Annotated in this window: 15 protein-coding genes and 1 tRNA gene; 13 read left to right on the forward strand and 3 right to left on the reverse strand. The window is 68.8% G+C overall.

All coding sequences use genetic code 11. From position 1 onward, the window contains the following. Window position 1: 1 nt before the first annotated feature. The gene (locus VHB27_RS16260) at window positions 2-2092 is read left to right on the forward strand and encodes a hypothetical protein (RefSeq protein ID WP_325602325.1); all 2091 of its coding nucleotides are present in this window, start codon (window positions 2-4) and stop codon (window positions 2090-2092) included. Window positions 2093-2192: 100 nt separating this feature from the next. Here VHB27_RS16260 and VHB27_RS16265 read toward each other — a convergent pair whose 3' ends face one another. Further along, window positions 2193-3170, reverse strand: a complete 978-nt coding sequence (locus VHB27_RS16265) for a D-2-hydroxyacid dehydrogenase family protein (RefSeq protein WP_325602327.1) — start codon at window positions 3168-3170, stop codon at window positions 2193-2195. 98 nt (window positions 3171-3268) lie between these two features. Between VHB27_RS16265 and VHB27_RS16270 the strand changes: the two genes are divergently transcribed. Next, a complete protein-coding gene (locus VHB27_RS16270) occupies window positions 3269-4207 on the forward strand; it encodes a 3-hydroxyacyl-CoA dehydrogenase (protein ID WP_325602329.1) in 939 nt (312 codons plus the stop codon). 130 nt (window positions 4208-4337) lie between these two features. After that, the gene (locus tag VHB27_RS16275; protein ID WP_325602331.1) at window positions 4338-4754 is read left to right on the forward strand and encodes a secondary thiamine-phosphate synthase enzyme YjbQ; all 417 of its coding nucleotides are present in this window, start codon (window positions 4338-4340) and stop codon (window positions 4752-4754) included. Window positions 4755-4800: 46 nt separating this feature from the next. Here the strand turns inward: VHB27_RS16275 and VHB27_RS16280 are convergent, their stop codons facing one another. Then, on the reverse strand, window positions 4801-5487 hold the full coding sequence (locus VHB27_RS16280) for a glutathione S-transferase family protein (protein ID WP_325602333.1): 687 nt from the start codon (window positions 5485-5487) through the stop codon (window positions 4801-4803). 140 nt (window positions 5488-5627) lie between these two features. Here VHB27_RS16280 and selD point away from each other — a divergent pair, with 140 nt between their 5' ends. From selD to VHB27_RS16320, 8 genes are all read left to right on the forward strand, one after another. Next, complete coding sequence (gene selD / locus VHB27_RS16285; protein ID WP_325602335.1) at window positions 5628-7739, forward strand: selenide, water dikinase SelD; 2112 nt, start codon at window positions 5628-5630, stop codon at window positions 7737-7739. A 276-nt stretch (window positions 7740-8015) separates the two neighbouring features. Further along, entirely contained in the window at window positions 8016-8606 is a 591-nt protein-coding gene (locus tag VHB27_RS16290; protein WP_408904013.1) for a nucleotide exchange factor GrpE, read from the forward strand. A gap of 138 nt (window positions 8607-8744) precedes the next feature. Then, entirely contained in the window at window positions 8745-10655 is a 1911-nt protein-coding gene (dnaK, locus tag VHB27_RS16295; RefSeq protein ID WP_325602337.1) for a molecular chaperone DnaK, read from the forward strand. Window positions 10656-10889: 234 nt separating this feature from the next. Beyond that, entirely contained in the window at window positions 10890-12029 is a 1140-nt protein-coding gene (gene dnaJ / locus VHB27_RS16300; protein WP_325602339.1) for a molecular chaperone DnaJ, read from the forward strand. Between the two features lie 160 nt (window positions 12030-12189). Continuing rightward, on the forward strand, window positions 12190-12924 hold the full coding sequence (gene dapB / locus VHB27_RS16305) for a 4-hydroxy-tetrahydrodipicolinate reductase (RefSeq protein ID WP_325602355.1): 735 nt from the start codon (window positions 12190-12192) through the stop codon (window positions 12922-12924). Between the two features lie 124 nt (window positions 12925-13048). Next, window positions 13049-14236 carry a methionine adenosyltransferase gene (gene metK, locus VHB27_RS16310; protein ID WP_325602341.1) on the forward strand — a complete coding sequence of 396 codons (1188 nt, stop codon included), beginning with the start codon at window positions 13049-13051 and terminating at the stop codon, window positions 14234-14236. Continuing rightward, window positions 14185-14892: a tRNA (guanine(46)-N(7))-methyltransferase TrmB gene (gene trmB, locus VHB27_RS16315; protein ID WP_325602343.1), complete on the forward strand. Its 708-nt coding sequence runs from the start codon at window positions 14185-14187 to the stop codon at window positions 14890-14892. The genes metK and trmB overlap by 52 nt, the downstream gene beginning before the upstream one ends. Window positions 14893-14996: 104 nt before the next feature. Next, window positions 14997-15072: transfer RNA gene (locus VHB27_RS16320), tRNA-Ala, on the forward strand. A gap of 13 nt (window positions 15073-15085) precedes the next feature. Here the strand turns inward: VHB27_RS16320 and VHB27_RS16325 are convergent. Further along, on the reverse strand, window positions 15086-16537 hold the full coding sequence (locus VHB27_RS16325; protein WP_325602345.1) for a protein adenylyltransferase SelO: 1452 nt from the start codon (window positions 16535-16537) through the stop codon (window positions 15086-15088). A gap of 42 nt (window positions 16538-16579) precedes the next feature. Between VHB27_RS16325 and VHB27_RS16330 the strand changes: the two genes are divergently transcribed. Next, complete coding sequence (locus VHB27_RS16330) at window positions 16580-17566, forward strand: LLM class flavin-dependent oxidoreductase (protein WP_325602347.1); 987 nt, start codon at window positions 16580-16582, stop codon at window positions 17564-17566. Between the two features lie 52 nt (window positions 17567-17618). Beyond that, window positions 17619-17989 (forward strand): tetratricopeptide repeat protein (locus VHB27_RS16335; protein ID WP_325602349.1); only part of this gene is annotated, 371 nt, incomplete at its 3' end.

Consider the following 17989-nt stretch of genomic DNA (forward strand, 5'->3'; position numbering starts at 1 on the left):
CATGAGCCAGCCGGAACAGGTCATTGCCGCCCTGCGCTTCGACCCGCTGCTGCCGGTCTGGCTGCTGGTGGCAATCGGTGTCCTCGCCGCCCTGATCGTCATCGCCGGCGTGGCGCGCAAGGCGCGCGGCACGGTCCTGCGGCTCGCGGCGTTCACCGTGCTGGTCCTCTGGCTCTGCGGTCCGCGGCTGGTGCAGGAAACCCGGCAGGGCCTGAACGATATCGGCCTGCTGGTGGTGGACCAGACCGCCTCCATGCAGGTGGGCGACCGCGCCGCCCTTGCCGATGCGGCCCGCCGCTCGATCGAGGCGCAAGCGGCGAAGTTCCCGGGCCTGGAATTGCGAACGGTCACCGTCCCGGAACAGGGCGATGACGGCACCAGGCTGTTCGCCGAGGTGGACAAGGCGCTGGCCGATATCCCCCGCGCGCGGTTCGCCGGCACGATCGCGATCACCGACGGCCAGATCCACGACGTGCCGGCCAAGCCGCCGGGCGGCGCGCCGCTCAATCTGCTGCTGGCCGCCAAGGGCGAGGAGACCGACCGCCGCCTGCGCGTCATCGAGGCCCCCACCTATGGGATCGTCGGCAAGTCCGTCACGCTGCGCATGATCGTGGAGGACCTGGGCGCCACCGGCCATACCGGCCCCGCCACCTTGACCATCCGGCGCGACGGCCAGCCCTTCCGCCAGGAAAGCGTCCCCGTCGGCGTCGAGCAGCAGGTCGAGATCCCGATCACCCGCGCTGGACCGACGGTCATCGAGATGGCCGTCAACGCGCTGCCCGGCGAGGTCTCCCAGATCAACAACCGGGCGGTGGTGGAGATCAACGGCGTTCGGGACCGGCTGCGGGTGCTGCTGATCTCCGGCGAACCGCATCAGGGCGAGCGCACCTGGCGGCGCCTGCTGAAGGCCGATCCTTCGGTCGACCTCGTGCATTTCACCATCCTGCGTCCGCCCGAGAAGGACGACCGAACGCCGCTGAACGAGTTGGCGCTGATCGCCTTTCCGGTGCGGGAACTGTTCGTCGACAAGATCGGCGAGTTCGACCTGATCATCCTGGACCGGTTCCAGAATCGCGGCCTGCTGCCCCTGCCCTATATCGCGAACATCGCCGAGCATGTCCGCGATGGCGGCGCCCTGCTGATGAGCGTGGGGCCGGAATTCGCCGGCGCGACCTCGCTGGCCGCCACGCCTTTGGGTTCCATTTTACCGGGTGCGCCCGCCCGCACAGACGCCGTCGTCGACCAGGCATTCCGGCCGGTGATCTCGGACCTGGGCCAGCGCCATCCGGTGACCGAGGGACTGCCCGACGCGAACCCGCCCGGCAATCCGTCCGCGGCGCCGACCTGGGGTTCGTGGTACCAGCGCATCCAGCCGGGCCCGGTGAACGGCGAGGTGCTGATGCGCGCCCCGGACGGGTCCCCGCTGCTGGTGCTGAACCGTGTCGGGAAGGGGCGCGTCGCGCTGCTGCTGTCGGACCAGATCTGGCTGTGGTCGCGCGGTCACCAGGGCGGAGGACCGCAAGCGGAACTGCTGCGGCGGATTGCCCATTGGCTGATGAAAGAGCCGGACCTGGAGGAGAATGCGCTCACCGCGCACGTCGCCGACGGCGTGCTGAAGATCGAATCGCGATCGACCGACCCGTCGCCGCCGCTGGATGTCCAGGTCACCGACCCGGACGGCAAGACCGAAACGGTGAAGCTGCGGCCGGATAGCCCGGGCCGGGCGATTGCGACGAGACCGGCGCCGACACCCGGCGTCTGGCAGGTGACGCAGGGCGGCCGGTCCGCTTATGCCGCCGCCGGCGCGGCCAACCCGCGGGAGATCGCCGATCTGCGCGCGACCGCCACGCTTGCCGGGAAACTGGCCCGAGCGTCGGCGGGCGGCGTGCATTGGCTCGACGGTCCGGGAACGCCGGAACTGCGCCGGACAGAGGAAGGGCACGCCGCATCCGGCGGTTCCTGGATCGGACTGGAACGCCGGCACGACCACATCGTGACCGGCGTCGCCGCGCTGGACCTGCTGCCGTCCTGGATATCCCTGCCGCTGATGCTGTGCCTGATCCTGGCGGCCTGGCAGCGGGAGTCGCGCTGACAGTCTCTCCTCCACGTCATGGTCGGGCCTGGCCCGACCACCCATGGCTTGCGGCGCCGGGATGGCGGATGACCGGCATGAAGCCGGTCATGGCACGGACCTACCCCAGCACCTCGGGGTTCGTCACCCGCACCGGCTTGCCGTCCAGGAACGCCAGCGCGTTCTCGATCATCTGCGGATAGAACCCGTCCCAGGTCTCCTTCACGCAATAGCCCAGATGCGGGCTGAGCACCGTGTTCGGCGCGCTGCGCAGCGGGTGGTCGACCGGCAGCGGCTCCCGGTCGTAGACGTCCAGGGCCGCGACGATCTTGCCGGCGTGCAGCGCCGACAGCATTGCCGCCTCATCGACGATCGGACCGCGCGAGGTGTTGATCAGGATCGCGCCCGGCTTCATCCGCGCGATGTCCGCCGCGCCCACCAGACCGCGCGACCGTGGCGACAGGACCATGTGGATGCTGATCGCGTCCGAGGTCGCCATCAGCTCATCCTTGCTCACCAGCTTGGCGCCCACCGCCTCGGCCCGTTCGGCGGTCAAGTTCTGGCTCCAGGCCTGGACATGCATGCGCAGGGCCTTGCAATAGGCCGCCATGTAGCCGCCCAGGCGCCCCAGGCCGACCAGGCCGATCGTCTTGTCCGCCAGCCCGATCCCGACCGGCACCCCCATCTGGAACCCGCCCGCCCGGATCTTCGCATCGCCCACCGCCAGACCGCGCGCGGCGGAGATCAGCAGACCCAGCGCCAGCTCCGCCGTCGCCGAATCGGCATAGCCCCCGCCCTGGGTGTTGCAGACGGGAATCTTCCGCGCCGTGCAGGCCGCGGTGTCCAGCGAGAGGTTCCGCGCGCCCGTCATACCCAGCATCTTCAGCTTCGGCAGGCGGTTGATCAAAGAAGCGGGCAGCGGCGTCCGCTCCCGCATCGACAAGACGATTTCAAAATCCTGAAGTTTCGCGGCAGCATCGTCCTCATCGGAGAAGGCGTCGGAGAAAAATACCACCTCGGCGCGCGCCTGCAGCGGCGTCCAGTCGGCCGCCCCGCGCGCAACGCCCTGCCAATCGTCCAGCACGGCAACTTTCGTCATCTTGAACCCCTCCGGATCGGAATGGCGCGACCCTGACGCCGACGCCTCAATCCCGCAAGCGGTTGCCGGGAACTTCGGGAAGTGGCATCTCCGCGGCCATGGCAACACAAGACAAGATCGCGGTCGTCGGCTCTGGCCTGATCGGCAGGGCCTGGGCCATCGTTTTTGCCCGCGCGGGCATGGATGTGACCCTGTGGGACCAGTTTCCCCAGCAGACGACGCAAGCCATGGCCTTCATCGCCGACCGCCTGCCCGAATTGCAGGCCAACGGCCTGCTGTCCGAGGAGCCGGCGACGGTCCTGGCCCGCATCAAGCCGATGCCGTCGTTGTGGGACGCCGTGCACGCAGCGACCCATATCCAGGAAAACGGGCCGGAACGCGTGGAAATCAAGACCGCGGTCTTCGCGGAGCTGGAGCGGGCGGCACAGCCGCATGCGACCATCGCATCGTCGTCGTCCGGCATTCCGGCCAGCGCCTTCACCGAAGGCCTGCGCACGCGCGAACGCTGCCTGATCGCGCATCCGGTCAATCCGCCCTATCTGGTGCCGCTGGTGGAGCTGTGCCCCGCGCCATGGACCGATCCGGCCGCGGTCGCCGCCACGCGGGCACTGATGGAACGCGCGGGACAGGTGCCGGCGACCGTGAAGAAAGAGGTCGACGGTTTCGCGCTCAACCGTCTGCAAGGCGCGCTGCTGGCCGAGGCGTTCCGGCTGCTGGCCGACGACGTGATCTCGCCCGCCGACCTGGACGCGCTGGTCAAGCACGGCCTGGGCCTGCGCTGGAGCTTCATGGGGCCGTTGGAAACGATCGACCTGAACGCACCTGGCGGGCTGGCGGATTATTGCAATCGTTACGGTCCGCTGTACGCGAAGATGCAGGAACAGATGAAACCACTCGATTGGGACAGCGCCCTGGTCGATCGCCTGCACGACGCTCGGCGCACCGAACTGCCGGCGAACATGCAGGCGGTGCGCCAGGAATGGCGGGACCGCCGGTTGATGGCGCTGCTCGCCCACAAAGCCAGCCAGCCCGATTGACCCGCTCCTGACCCTTCGTGGATCCATCGTCCGCCCGCCCGGACACCGACGGCGCGGGACATGGCCGACGTCCCGGACAAGGGCCTCGCCTCCCATTGCAAAACCGCCGGCGTCGACGACATCGTGGACCATGCGCCAGGCGACACGATATCTGGACGTCCCGACCCAGGGACAGGGCTTCCACGACGTGACCGGTCCCATCCGGTCCTGGGTCGCGTCGCAAAAGATCGCTGACGGGCTGCTGACGATCTGGTGTCAGCACACCTCGGCCTCCCTCACGGTGCAGGAAAATGCGGACCCCGACGTGCGGGCCGACCTGCTGGACGCGCTCGACCGCCTCGCGCCGGAGGGCGGCGGCTACCGCCATACGATCGAGGGTGCGGACGACATGCCGGCCCATATCCGGTCCATGCTGACCCAGGTCAGCCTGTCCATTCCCATCATCGGCGGCGGGCTCACCCTGGGCACCTGGCAGGCGATCTATTTGATCGAGCACCGTCGGGCCACGCAGACCCGCCGTCTCGCCCTTCATCTCCTCGGCGCGTGAGCCGGGCGCGGATGTTCCAGCCGTAGATGACTTAGGCGCAGATGACTCAGGCGCGGACGGCCGAGCGCCCGAGGCCGCCATACAGGTCGAGCATCCGCTCGAACCAGCCGGCGACCGGATCGTTCGGCTCCAGCAGCTCAAACCGGCTGGCGCAGCGCGGCCACATCAGCGTGCCGCCCAGGATGTGGTCGGCATAGCTGGGCGCCTCTCCACCGAACCACGGTTGGCGGCGCAGCACCAGGCGCATCGGCATCAGCAGCTCGCGAAAAGCGGCCACCCGATCATCTCGCCCCGCCTGCACCACCTCCAGCGTCACGCCGAAACGCTGCTCGCGGCTCGAGCGGAAATACGCATGGTCCTTCGCGTGGATCACATCCATCAGGTCGCGCACGATGAACCGGGCGATGGCGCCCATCAGGACGCCATCGGCCCAGGCGTTGATGAACTGGGCATGGGCACGGCCGCCCGCGCCGCCGAAGATGGAGGGGGTCGGATACGCGTCCTCCAGGTACTGCGCGATCGTCCAGCTATCGAACACGACCGTTTCGCCGTCGCGGATGACCGGTACCTTCGCTTGGCCGGAGAACGCGAGCGCCTCGCGCTCCGTGAACCGCCACGGCATGGTCTCGACCGGCAGCCCTTTATGCGCCAGCGCGAACCGGGTCCGCCAGCAATACGGGCTGAAACGAAGCGCCGGATCGGCACCGGCGAGATCATAAAGAACGATGCTCATGCCGGCATCATGCGAAGCCGCCCGGCCCGCGGCAAGCCTTCCTCGATTGCGGCGATCAGCGTTTCTCTCGCGCGGCCGCTCTTGCGTGGCGGTGACCCGTCGTTTCGCCCGACTCGTATCGGGCGGGGTATGGTGATGGGATGCAACCCTCGGGACCGATAGACACCGACATCGTCCTGCTGGGCGCTGGGCATGCTCATGTGGAGGTGCTGCGCCGCTTCGCCATGAAGCCCTGGCCCGGCGTCCGCCTGACGCTGATCGGACGCGAGCCGCAGACGCCCTATACCGGGATGCTGCCGGGCCTGATCCGCGGCGACTACACCCATGACCAGGTCCATATCGACCTTGCCCCCCTCACCACGATGGCCGGCGCCCGGCTGATCCTGGCGGAGGCGACAGGCTTCGACCCCGAGGCGCGCACCGTCTCGATCGCCGGACGCCCGGACATCCCGTTCGACCTGCTGTCCATCGATATCGGCGGCGTCCCCGCGATGCCCGAGGAAAGCGGCATCGGGGTGAAACCGATCGGCCGGTTCCTCCAGCAACTCGAACGACTGGAGACCGAATTGCCCGCCGGCGCGCGCGTCGCCGTCGTCGGTGGCGGGGCCGGCGGCGCGGAACTGGCGCTGGCCCTGGTGCAGCGCTTCGCCGGCCACCTGCGGCTGACGCTGGTCTCCGCCACGCCCGACCCGGTCCCCACCGCACCGGCGGCAGCGCGGCGCAGCGTGCGGCAGGCGCTCGTGGAGGCCGGCGTCGAACTCGTCTTCGGCGTCACCGCGTCCGCCCTGCGCGACGGACGGCTGCTGCTGTCCGACGGCAGCTATATCGAGGCCGATACGGCATTGTGGACGACCGGCGTCGTCGGACCGCCGATCCTGGCGGCGTCAGGCGTCGCCTGTGACGAGACCGGCTGCATCCGGGTCGGTCCCACGCTCGCCAGCGTGAGCCATGGCTTCATCTTTGCCGCCGGCGACTGCGCCGCCATCGACGGCGCGCCGCGGCCCAAGGCCGGCGTCTGGGCCGTCCGAGCGGGGGCGCCCCTGGCGGAGAACCTGCGGCGGGCGGCTCGGCGGGAGAGGCTGAGACCGTGGCGGCCGCAGCGCGATGCGCTGGCGATCCTGGGCCTGGGCAACGGCCGCGCCGTCGCCTGGCGCAACGGCGTCACGCTGCAGGGGCATCTGATCTGGCGGCTGAAGGACTTCATCGATCGTCGCTGGATGCGGATGTACGTCGATATGCGCATGCCCGTAGACGCGGACGATCCGATGCGCTGCGGCGGCTGCGGCGCCAAGGTCAGCGCCGAGGTGCTGTCGGCGACGCTCGCCGCCATCCCGCACGATCGCGGCCCGGACCTGCTGGACCACCTTGACGATGCTTCGGTCGTCAAGCCGCCGGCGGGCAAGCTGCTGGTCCAGTCGGTCGATCATTTCCGGGCGTTCCTCGACGATCCTTATGTGTTCGGCCAGATCGCCGCGGCGCACGCATTGTCGGACATCCATGCCATGGGGGCGGCGCCGTGGACGGCGCTGGCCATCGCCTCGGTGCCCTATGCCCCCAGCCAGAAGATGCGTGCCGACCTGACCGCCATGCTGCAGGGTGGGAGCGCGGTGCTGCGCGGCGACGGCTGCGCGCTGGTCGGCGGCCACAGCGCCGAGGCGGCCGAGGCGGCGCTGGGGTTCTCGGTCACCGGCCTGGTCTCCTCGGACGCGGTCCTGCGGAAATCCGGCCTGCGGCCCGGGGACCGGCTGATCCTGACCAAACCGCTGGGCACGGGCGTCATCCTGGCCGGGCACATGCGCGGGCTGACCAAGGCGCCCTGGCTGATGGCGGCGATCGCCTCGATGCGCACCACCAATGCCGAGGCGGCGCGGATCATCCGGAACTTCTCGCCGCACGCCGCCACCGACGTCAGCGGCTTCGGCCTGGCCGGCCACCTGAAGGAGATGCTGGACGCCTCCGACGTCGCCGCCGTCCTGTCATCCGACGCGATCCCCGCCCTGCCCGGCGCTCGGGCCCTGGTCGCGCGAGGGGTCGAAAGCACGCTGGCCGAGGCGAACCAGCGCTGGCTGGGGCGGACGGTGCCGGCCGACCTGCTGGTCGACCCGCAGACCTCGGGCGGACTGCTGGTGGGCGTGCCGCCGAACCGCGCGGCGGGCTGTCTGCAGGCGCTGCGCGACGCGGGGATCGATGCGGCGGAGATCGGGGAGGTAGACGCGGCACGGGACGATCAGCCGCTGATCCGGATGTTCTGATTCGGAAGCGACCGAGTATCTTCCCGCCCGCCTTCCGTCCTGGCCCGGCTTGACCGGGTCCTCTTTCTCCTCAAAGGCGCGGGATGGCCCGGTCAAGCCGGGCCAGGCCGGAAGGCCAGGTCAACGATTCTCGGCGCTTTCGAGTCGAAAGCGGTTGTTCTTCGGCGCTGCCTTGCCTAACTGATGGCCGCCGATCATCCCGTATCAACCAGGACGCGTGACTTTCAACCCGGACCCCAAGGATCGGGGTCCCCAGCCTGACATCAATAGGATCCCATGCAGGACGATAAAGCAGCCCCGGACGACAGCATGCCGCGAGACAAGTCGCAGGAAGCGCCTGTTTCGCCGGAAGCACTGATGCAGGAAGCCACCGCGCGCATCACGGCGCTGGAGGCCGAACTGGCCGAAATGAAGGAGCGCTGGATGCGCGCCGAGGCGGAGAACGCCAACGTCCGCGCCCGTGCCAAGAAGGACGTGGACGACACCCGCCAATACGCGGTGCAGAAATTCGCCGCCGACGTGGTGGAGACGGCCGAGAACCTCAAGCGCGGCATGGACAGCCTGCCGGCCGCCACGGCGGACCAGCCCCCGGTGGTCGCCAAGATCCGGGAAGGGTTGGACGGCATCGAGCGCAGCTTCCTCCAGACGCTGGAGCGCAACGGCATCAAGCGGGAGGACCCGATAGGCAAGCCCTTCGATCCCAACCTGCACCAGGCGATGGCGGAGCAGGAAAGCGAAACCCACGCGCCCGGCACGGTGATCCAGGCGTGGTCGCAGGCCTGGACCTTGAACGGGCGTCTGCTGCGTCCGGCCATGGTGGTCGTCGCCAAGGCACCGGCAGCGGAACTGACAGGCCCGAATGGCTGAGTATTCTCAACATCCAGTCAGGGAAAAATTGCCCGTCGCCCTTGTTCCGGCTAAGCCAGCCCCATACATCCCCACCATTCGAGAATAGGGACAGCGTTGGTGCTTCGGGCCATCCCTGTCCGCTGAAAGGAGCTATGAATGAGCAAAGTGATCGGTATCGATCTTGGTACCACCAATTCCTGCGTCGCCATCCTGGAAGGCAAGGACGTCCGGGTCATCGAGAACTCGGAAGGCGCGCGGACCACGCCCAGCATGGTCGCCTTTACCGACGGCGGTGAACGCCTGGTCGGCCAGGCGGCGAAGCGCCAGGCGGTAACCAATCCGACCAACACCCTGTTCGCGGTCAAGCGCCTGATCGGCCGCCGCTATGACGACCCGCTGGTCGCCAAGGACAAGGGCATGGTCCCCTACTCCATCGTCCGCGGCGACAACGGCGATGCGGCGGTCGAGGTCAAGGGCCAGAAATACGCGCCGAGCCAGATCAGCGCCTTCGTGCTGACGAAGATGAAGGAGACGGCGGAGGCTTACCTGGGTGAGCCGGTCACGCAGGCCGTCATCACCGTTCCCGCCTACTTCAACGACAGCCAGCGCCAGGCCACCAAGGACGCCGGCCGCATCGCCGGGCTGGACGTGCTGCGCATCATCAACGAGCCGACGGCCGCCGCGCTCGCCTACGGCATGGACAAGAAGTCGGCCGGCACCATCGCGGTCTATGACCTTGGCGGTGGCACGTTCGACATCTCGGTGCTGGAGATCGGCGACGGCGTGTTCGAGGTGAAGTCCACCAACGGCGACACGTTCCTGGGCGGTGAGGACTTCGACCTGCGCGTCATCGACTGGCTGGCCGACGAGTTCAAGAAGGACCAGGGCATCGACCTGCGCAAGGACAAGCTGGCCCTGCAGCGCCTGAAGGAAGCCGCGGAGAAGGCGAAGATCGAGCTGTCGTCCTCCAAGGAGACAGAGGTCAACCTGCCGTTCATCACCGCCGACGCCTCCGGGCCGAAGCACCTGGTGATGAAGCTCTCGCGCGCCAAGCTGGAAAGCCTGGTCGACGACCTGATCACCCGCACGCTGGAGCCGTGCAAGGCGGCGTTGAAGGACGCGGGCGTGACGGCCGGCGAAATCCAGGAAGTCATCCTGGTCGGCGGCATGACCCGCATGCCGAAGGTCATCGAGACGGTGAAGTCCTTCTTCGGCAAGGAGCCGGCCCGCAACGTGAACCCGGACGAAGTCGTGGCGATCGGCGCGGCGGTCCAGGGCGGCGTGCTGAAGGGCGACGTCAAGGACGTGCTGCTGCTGGACGTGACGCCTCTGTCGCTGGGCATCGAGACGCTGGGCGGCGTGTTCACGCGGCTGATCGACCGCAACACGACCATCCCGACGAAGAAGTCGCAGACCTTCTCGACGGCGGACGACAACCAGCAGGCGGTGACCATCAAGGTCTACCAGGGCGAGCGCGAGATGGCCGCCGACAACAAGCTGCTGGGCAACTTCGACCTGACCGGCATCCCCCCCGCCCCGCGCGGCGTGCCGCAGATCGAGGTGACGTTCGACATCGACGCCAACGGCATCGTGTCCGTGTCCGCCAAGGACAAGGCCACCGGCAAGGAGCAGCAGATCCGCATCCAGGCCAGCGGCGGCCTGTCGGAAGGCGACATCCAGCGCATGGTCAAGGAAGCCGAAGCGAACGCCGAGGCCGACAAGAAGCGGCGCGAGCAGATCGAGGCCCGCAACCACACCGAGAGCCTGATCCACCAGGTCGAGAAGAACCTGAAGGAGCATGGCGACAAGGTGGGCGCCCAGGACAAGGGCGAAGCCGAGGCGGCGATCGCGGCGGCCAAGTCGGCCCTGGAAGGCTCCGACACCGAGGCGCTGAAATCGGCCGCCGATCGGTTGGGCCAGGCGGCGATGAAGATCGGCGAGGCGATGTACAAGGCCGAACAGGCTGGTGGTGCGGCGGCGCCGGGCGCCGGTCAGCAGCCGGAAGGTGGTGAAAACGTCGTCGACGCCGAGTTCGAGGAAGTCGACGAGAAGAAGAAGTCGGGCTGATCCGGGCGCGGACGGGCATGGCGGACCCGGTTTCCCATCGATACTGGGTTCGCCCGCTCGGCCGAGCTCGTTTCTACCGGCGCAAGTCTGACGCGCTCGCCCTTCCGCGGGGCGAGCGCGATGGCGTTGCGGGGCACGGTTCTTGCTCTGCTATCCCAAGCGACATCGACTGATGCGTTGTTCAAGGACTTTCATGGGCGCTTCCTCCGCGCCATGGACACGGTGAAGGGCTAGATGGCTAAACAAGATTATTACGCCACCCTGGGCGTCACGCGGGACGCCAGCGCCGATGACCTGAAGCGCGCGTATCGCAAATTGGCGATGCAGTATCACCCCGACCGCAATCCGGGCGACAAGCAAGCGGAAACCAAATTCAAGGACGTTAACGAAGCCTACGACGTCCTGAAGGACGACCAGAAGCGCAGCGCCTATGACCGGTTCGGCCATGCGGCGTTCGAGGGCGGTGGCGGCGGCCCGGGCGCCGGCATGGGCGGCTTCGATTTCTCGGCCGCGGGCGACCTTGGCGACATTTTCGACCAGATGTTCGGCATGGGCCGCCGCGGCGGCGCCCGTCCGCGCACCGGCGCCGATCTGCGCCAGGCGGTGGAGATCGACCTGGTGGACGCATTCAACGGCACCAAGGTCAACCTGCGCGTGGCGACGCGGGTCAAATGCGAGAGCTGCGACGGCTCCGGTTCGGCCGACAAGGGCCAGGCCGCGGCCACCTGCCCGACCTGCCAGGGTGCCGGCAAGGTCCGGGCGCAGCAAGGCTTCTTCCTGATCGAACGCACCTGCCCGACCTGCAACGGCCAGGGTCGGGTCATCCGCAACCCCTGCCGGATCTGCCACGGTGCCGGCACGGTGCAGCGGGACCGCAGCCTGTCGGTCTCGATCCCCGCGGGGGTGGAGGACGGCACGCGGATCCGCCTGTCCGGCGAGGGCGAGGCGGGCGGTCCCGGCGCGCAGAACGGCGACCTGTACGTCCATGTCGCCGTCCGGCCGCACGAGTTCTTCCAGCGCGAGCAGGCGAACATCCTGATGCGCGTGCCGCTGCGCATGACCCAGGCGGCGCTGGGCGACGAGGTCGAGGTGCCGGTCATCGACGGGACGCGGGCGAAAGTGAAGATCCCCCCCGGCACGCAGACCGGCGATCAGTTCCGGCTGCGCGGCAAGGGCTTCTCGGTCCTGCGCAGCGCCGTGCGCGGCGATATGTTCATCCAGGTTGCGGTGGAGACGCCGCAGAACCTGACCCCCAAGCAGCGGGAACTGCTGGAAGCGTTCGAGGCGGAGGCCAAGAGCAGCGTCAAGGGGAGCCCCGACCACGAGGGCTTCTTCGCCAAGGTCGCCGCGTTCTTCGAGGGCGGCCGAGGATAGGGGCTGCTCCATCGGTCATGACCGGCCGTGTGCCGGCCATCCGCGGCTCCGGCATTCTCCGCATCGCACGTCATGGAGAGCAGGGCCAGGCCCCGCATTGACGGTCCGCCCCGCGGGCAACAGACTCCGCCCCCAGACTTCGGGGAGGCAGCGCATGGCAATTCGGATCGGCATCGCCGGCATCACAGGCCGGATGGGCAGGCTGCTGACCGAGGAGGTCGCCGCGGCCGGCGCGGATGTCTCCGGCGGCACCTCGCGGGCGAACCCGGACCTGGCGGCGTTGGCCGCCCAGTCCGACGCCGTCATCGATTTCACCAACGCGGCCACCGTGAAGGCAACCGCCGTGGCCATGGCAGCGTCCGGCAAGGCTTGGATCCTGGGGACCTCGGGCCTCGGCGCTGACGACGAGGCCGCTGTCGAGGCGGCCGCCGCCACGATACCGGTGGTGTACGCGGCGAATTTCTCGGCCGGCGTCAACCTGGTGCTGGCGCTCGCCGAACGCATGGGCGCCGCTCTGCCTGCCGACAGCTACGACGCCGAGATCGTCGAGATGCATCACCGCCAGAAGGTCGACGCCCCATCCGGCACGGCGATCGGGATGGGCCGAGCGGTGGCGAAAGGCCGGGGCCAGCGGCTGGAAGACGTGATGGAATCCGGCCGCCATGGCCACACCGGCGCCCGGAAGACCGGCGCGATCGGTTTCGCCGCCCTGCGTGGCGGCCAGGTGGTGGGCGAGCACAGCCTGATCTTCGCCGCCGGCGCGGAGCATATCGTGCTGACCCACCGGTCCTTCGACCGCCGCACCTATGCCACCGGGGCCGTGCGGGCGGCGCTTTGGGCGGTGGGCAAGCCGGCAGGCTTATACACGATGATGGACGTCCTCGGCATGGCATAAGCGCCGCAACGACGATCCAAAACCTTGACCGAACCAGCCGTTTCGGCCAAACACCGCCGACTTCGGCACCCTGCCGGCGACCGTTCGGCCGCACCCCACTTCGACACGAGAGAGACGATCACCCATGCGGGACACGGGCGAGTACCTGTTCACCTCGGAATCGGTTTCCGAAGGTCATCCCGACAAAGTCGCCGACCGGATCAGCGACACGGTGCTGGATGCGTTCCTCGCCGCCGACCCGCAGGCCCGCTGCGCCTGTGAAACGCTGGTGACCACGAATCGGGTGGTGCTGGCCGGCGAGACGCGTGGGCCGGAAACGATCACGCCGGAATTGCTGGCCCACCTGACCCGGATGGCGATCCGCGACATCGGCTACGAGCAGGAAGGCTTCCATTGGCAACACGCCGATATCGCCATCCACCTGCACTCCCAGTCCGCCGATATCGCCCAGGGCGTCGACAGCGCCGGCAACAAGGACGAAGGCGCGGGCGACCAGGGCATCATGTTCGGCTATGCCTGCCGCGAGACCGAGACGCTGATGCCGGCGCCACTGTATTACGCGCATGAGATCCTGCGGCATATGCGGGACCTACGCAAAGCCGGCGACCGCCGCGCCCAGGGTCTGCTGCCGGACGCGAAAAGCCAGGTGACGCTGCGCTACGTCGACGGCAAGCCGGTCTGCGCGACTTCCGTCGTCGTCTCCACCCAGCACGAGGACGGCATGGAGCAGGCCGAGATCAAGCGGCTGCTGTGGCCGCTGGTCGAATCGATCCTGCCGAAGGGTTGGATGTGCCCCGAGGACGAGTTCCACGTGAACCCGACCGGCAAGTTCGTCATCGGCGGCCCCGACGGCGATTGCGGCCTGACGGGGCGCAAGATCATCGTCGATACGTATGGCGGCGCGGCCCCGCATGGCGGCGGCGCCTTCAGCGGCAAGGACCCGACGAAGGTCGATCGCTCCGCCGCCTATGCCTGCCGCTACCTGGCCAAGAACGTCGTCGCCGCCGGGCTGGCGGATCGCTGCACCTTGCAGATCAGCTACGCGATCGGCATCTCCCGCCCGCTGTCGGTCTATGTCGACCTTCACGGCACCGGCAAGGACGTCGACGAGGCTCGGCTGGAGCGCACGCTGCGCGAGGTCATGAACCTCTCGCCCCGCGGCATTCGCGAGCATCTGCGGATGAACCGGCCGATCTATGCGCCGACTTCGGCCTATGGCCATTTCGGGCGTGAGCCGGACGAGGACAAAGGCACCTTCACGTGGGAAATGACGGACCTGGTGCCGGCGCTGAAGGCAGCGTTCGGGCGGTAAAACCGCCGCCGGACCGGCTGTATGGCCGCAGCCGCGGCCATAAGCTGCGGCCCCGCCAGCAGGTGCTTCTGGACGTCACGCTGCCTCGGCTGCGGCTGTCGGCCGGCCTGCCGGCCGGCCCGCTCTGGCTGGAAGTGGGATTCGGCGGGGGCGAACATGCCCTGGCCCAGGTGCGTGCCCATCCGGACGCCACGCTGATCGCCTGCGACGTGTTCGAGAACGGCATCTGCTCGATGCTGTCCGCGCTAGTGCCGGAGGGGGAGGAAGCGACGGCCCCCCTGCCCCCCAATCTCCGGCTCTGGACGGACGACGCGCGCATCCTGCTGCGCGACCTGCCGGACGGATGCCTGGACCGGCTGTTCCTGCTGTTTCCCGATCCCTGGCCAAAGGCACGCCATGCCAAGCGCCGCTTCGTGCATCCGGCAACGCTGCCGCTGCTGGCGCGCGTCCTGAAGCCGGGCGGCGAATGGCGGGTGGCCAGCGACGACCCGACCTATCAGGCCTGGGTCGAGGACGTGATGGCGAACCAGGCGCTGTTCACGGTGGCCGACGCCGCCGGGTCGCGCCCCGCCGACTGGCCGCCGACCCGGTACGAGGCCAAGGCGCTACGCGCTGGCCGGCTGCCAAGGTATTGGTCCTTCACGCGAAAAGCGTGACGCGAAAAATCCGACTGGAAATGCGAGAGACGTACTTGATCGCCCGCATCAGGGTGGCTATACCCCGCGCCTCACGCCGATGGCGTGGATGACGACCAGTCGCTGGGGCCGTAGCTCAGTTGGGAGAGCGCCTGAATGGCATTCAGGAGGTCAGGGGTTCGATTCCCCTCGGCTCCACCAGCCCCGTCCGGCGTCACGTCCCGCAGAACGTCACGCGCACCCGCTCGTGCTCCTCGGCCGGCCGGCTGAACGCTTCCAATCCCGACCGCTCGTCAAACGGGTTCGCCAGCACCGACACCAGCGTCTCGAACGGGACGAAGTCCCCCGCTTCGCCGGCCTTGATCGCCGCCTCCACCAGATGGTTTCGCGGGATATAGATCGGGTTGACGCGGCGCATCGCGGCCGGGTCCATCGCGCCGCCCTCCGCCCGCCGCCGGCGCCAGCGCGCGACCCAGGCGTCGAAGCCCGCGCCGTCGCCGAACATCGCGCGCATCGCCGTATCGCCCCCTTGGCCGCCTTCGGCCGCCGCGCACAGCCCGCGGAACCCTTGCGTGAAATCCACGCCGTGCTCCGCCAGCAGCTTCAGGAAATCCTGCGCCAGGTCAGTGTCGCCGTCCCGCTCCTCCGCCAGCCCCAGCTTGGCACGCAGGCCGGCGTGATAGGCGTCTTCGAACCGCGGACCGAACCGCGACAGCACTGCCTCGGCGACCGGCAGCGCTTTCTCCTGGTCCTCGTTGATCAGCGGCAGCAAGGTCTCGGCCAGGCGCGAGAGGTTCCACAGCACGATCCGCGGCTGGTTGCCGTAGGCGTAGCGCCCGTAATGGTCGATCGAGCTGAACACCGTCGCGGCGTCATAGGCTTCCATGAACGCGCACGGTCCGTAGTCGATGGTTTCGCCTGCAATCGAGCAGTTGTCGGTGTTCATGACCCCATGCACGAACCCGATCGCCAGCCATTGCGCCACGAGCCGCGCCTGCCGGTCAACGATCGCATCCAGCAGCGCCTCGATTGAACCGGCCTGCGGGTAATGCCGGTCGATGACGTGCTTCGCGAGCAGGCGGAGCCCGTCGATGTCGCCGCGCGCGGCGAAATACTGAAACGTCCCGACGCGGACATGGCTGGAGGCGACACGGGTCAGCACCGCGCCGGGCAGGATCTGCTCCCGATAGACCGGCTCGCCCGTCGCCACGGCGGCCAGCGAGCGCGTGGTAGGCACGCCCAGGGCCGCCATCGCCTCGCTGACGATATACTCCCGCAGCACCGGCCCCACCGCCGCCCGGCCGTCCCCACCCCGTGAGAACCGGGTCTGGCCCGAACCCTTCAACTGGATGTCGCGGCGGACGCCGTCGCGACCGATGACCTCGCCCAGCAGATTGGCGCGTCCGTCGCCAAGCTGCGGCACGAACTGCCCGAACTGGTGGCCGGCATAGGCCAAGGCGATCGGTGTCGAGCCGTCGACGACCCGGTTGCCGGCGAGCATCGCCACGCCCTCGGGACTGGCGAGTGCGACGGGATCGAGCCCCAACTCCTCCGCCAGCGCCACATTCAGCTTGATCAGCCGGGGTGCCGCGACAGGCACCGGGTCCTGGCGCGCGTAGAAGCGGTCCGGCAGGCGAGCGTAGCTGTTGTCGAAATCGATCCGCATCGGCACCTCTCCGCATCCGGTTTCCCATCCTATATGGTCAGCATGATCCCGCTATCCATCCTCGATCTGTCACCGGTGCCGGAGGGCAGCGACGCCGGCGCCGCCCTGCGCAACTCGATCGACCTCGCCCGCCATGCCGAGGCACTCGGCTATCGGCGCTACTGGATGGCGGAGCACCACAACATGCCGGGGATCGCCTCGGCGGCGACTTCGGTGGCGCTGGCGCATGTCGCTGTGGCGACCAGGACGATGCGGATCGGCGCCGGCGGCATCATGCTGCCGAACCACGCGCCGCTGCTGATCGCCGAACAGTTCGGCACGCTGGCGGCGCTGCATCCCGGCCGGATCGACCTCGGGCTGGGCCGAGCGCCGGGGTCCGATCAGATCGCGGCGCGGGCGATGCGGCGGAACCTGGCTTCGGACCCCAACCAGTTCCCTCGGGACGTGGTGGAGCTGATGGCCTATTTCGACCCGCCCCAGGCAGGGCAGTCCCTGCGCGCGGTCCCCGGCGCCGGGGAGCAGGTGGAGGTGTGGATCCTCGGGTCCTCCACCTTCGGCGCACAGCTCGCCGCGGTCCTGGGCCTGCCTTACGCCTTCGCCTCGCATTTCGCGCCGGAGCAGATGGAGGAGGCGATCGCCATCTATCGCACGCAGTTCCGGCCGTCGGACCGTCTGGCGGCGCCGCATGTCATGCTGGGGGTGAACGTCTTCGCGGCCGATACGGACCCGGAGGCGCGGCGGCTGTTCACCTCGTTGCAGCAGGCGTTCCTCAATCTCCGCCGAGGCCGTCCGGGCCAGTTGCCGCCGCCGGTGGAGCGGCTGGAGGTCGACCGCTACGGCCAGGCGATGCTCGACAGCGCCCTGGCGTGCAGCGTGGTCGGCGGGCCGGATACGGTGCGCGAGAGGCTCGCCGGGTTCGCCGAAGCGACGGGCGCGGACTCGCTGATGGTGACCGCGCAGATCTTCGATCATGAGGCGCGCAAACGGTCGTTCCAGATACTGGCGGAGGTCGCCGGGGTCGTGCCGTAGCGGGCCCGCGAAATCCCTTGGCAGCAGCGTCCACGCCCGACACACTTCCTCCATGAGTTCGGGCACGCAACGAACCTGCCAGGGCCCACCGTCGGACGATCTCGCCCGCGCGGACACGCTTTATCGCGGCGGCGATTACGCTACGGCGGCCGCCCTGCTTCTGACCCTGCTCTCCTCCGGCCCGCTCCTGCCCGGCGCGCGGCGCCTGCTCGGCCTGTGTCGGCTGCGGGAGGGCCAGGTCCAGGAGGCCATCGACCTGCTCGACGCGGCGCGGACAGAGGAACCCGACAACCCCTGGGCCGCGCTGCATTACGCCTTGGGCCTGCAAGCCGCCGGCCGCCACCGGGACGCCGCCGACCTGCTCCGACCATGTTGTGCCGCCCTCGGCCCCGACCCTACGCCCTGGCTCAACCTGTCCTGTTC

The organism is Rhodopila sp. (assembly GCF_035548235.1).
Taxonomy (GTDB): Bacteria; Pseudomonadota; Alphaproteobacteria; order Acetobacterales; family Acetobacteraceae; genus Rhodopila.

Coding starts and splice junctions, on each gene's coding strand:
- VHB27_RS16260 (WP_325602325.1), top strand. CDS start 2: ATGAGCCAGCCGGAACAGGTCATTGCCGCCCTGCGCTTCGACCCGCTG.
- VHB27_RS16265 (WP_325602327.1), bottom strand. CDS start 3,170: ATGACGAAAGTTGCCGTGCTGGACGATTGGCAGGGCGTTGCGCGCGGG.
- VHB27_RS16270 (WP_325602329.1), top strand. CDS start 3,269: ATGGCAACACAAGACAAGATCGCGGTCGTCGGCTCTGGCCTGATCGGC.
- VHB27_RS16275 (WP_325602331.1), top strand. CDS start 4,338: ATGCGCCAGGCGACACGATATCTGGACGTCCCGACCCAGGGACAGGGC.
- VHB27_RS16280 (WP_325602333.1), bottom strand. CDS start 5,487: ATGAGCATCGTTCTTTATGATCTCGCCGGTGCCGATCCGGCGCTTCGT.
- selD (WP_325602335.1), top strand. CDS start 5,628: ATGCAACCCTCGGGACCGATAGACACCGACATCGTCCTGCTGGGCGCT.
- VHB27_RS16290 (WP_408904013.1), top strand. CDS start 8,016: ATGCAGGACGATAAAGCAGCCCCGGACGACAGCATGCCGCGAGACAAG.
- dnaK (WP_325602337.1), top strand. CDS start 8,745: ATGAGCAAAGTGATCGGTATCGATCTTGGTACCACCAATTCCTGCGTC.
- dnaJ (WP_325602339.1), top strand. CDS start 10,890: ATGGCTAAACAAGATTATTACGCCACCCTGGGCGTCACGCGGGACGCC.
- metK (WP_325602341.1), top strand. CDS start 13,049: ATGCGGGACACGGGCGAGTACCTGTTCACCTCGGAATCGGTTTCCGAA.
- VHB27_RS16325 (WP_325602345.1), bottom strand. CDS start 16,537: ATGCGGATCGATTTCGACAACAGCTACGCTCGCCTGCCGGACCGCTTC.
- VHB27_RS16330 (WP_325602347.1), top strand. CDS start 16,580: ATGATCCCGCTATCCATCCTCGATCTGTCACCGGTGCCGGAGGGCAGC.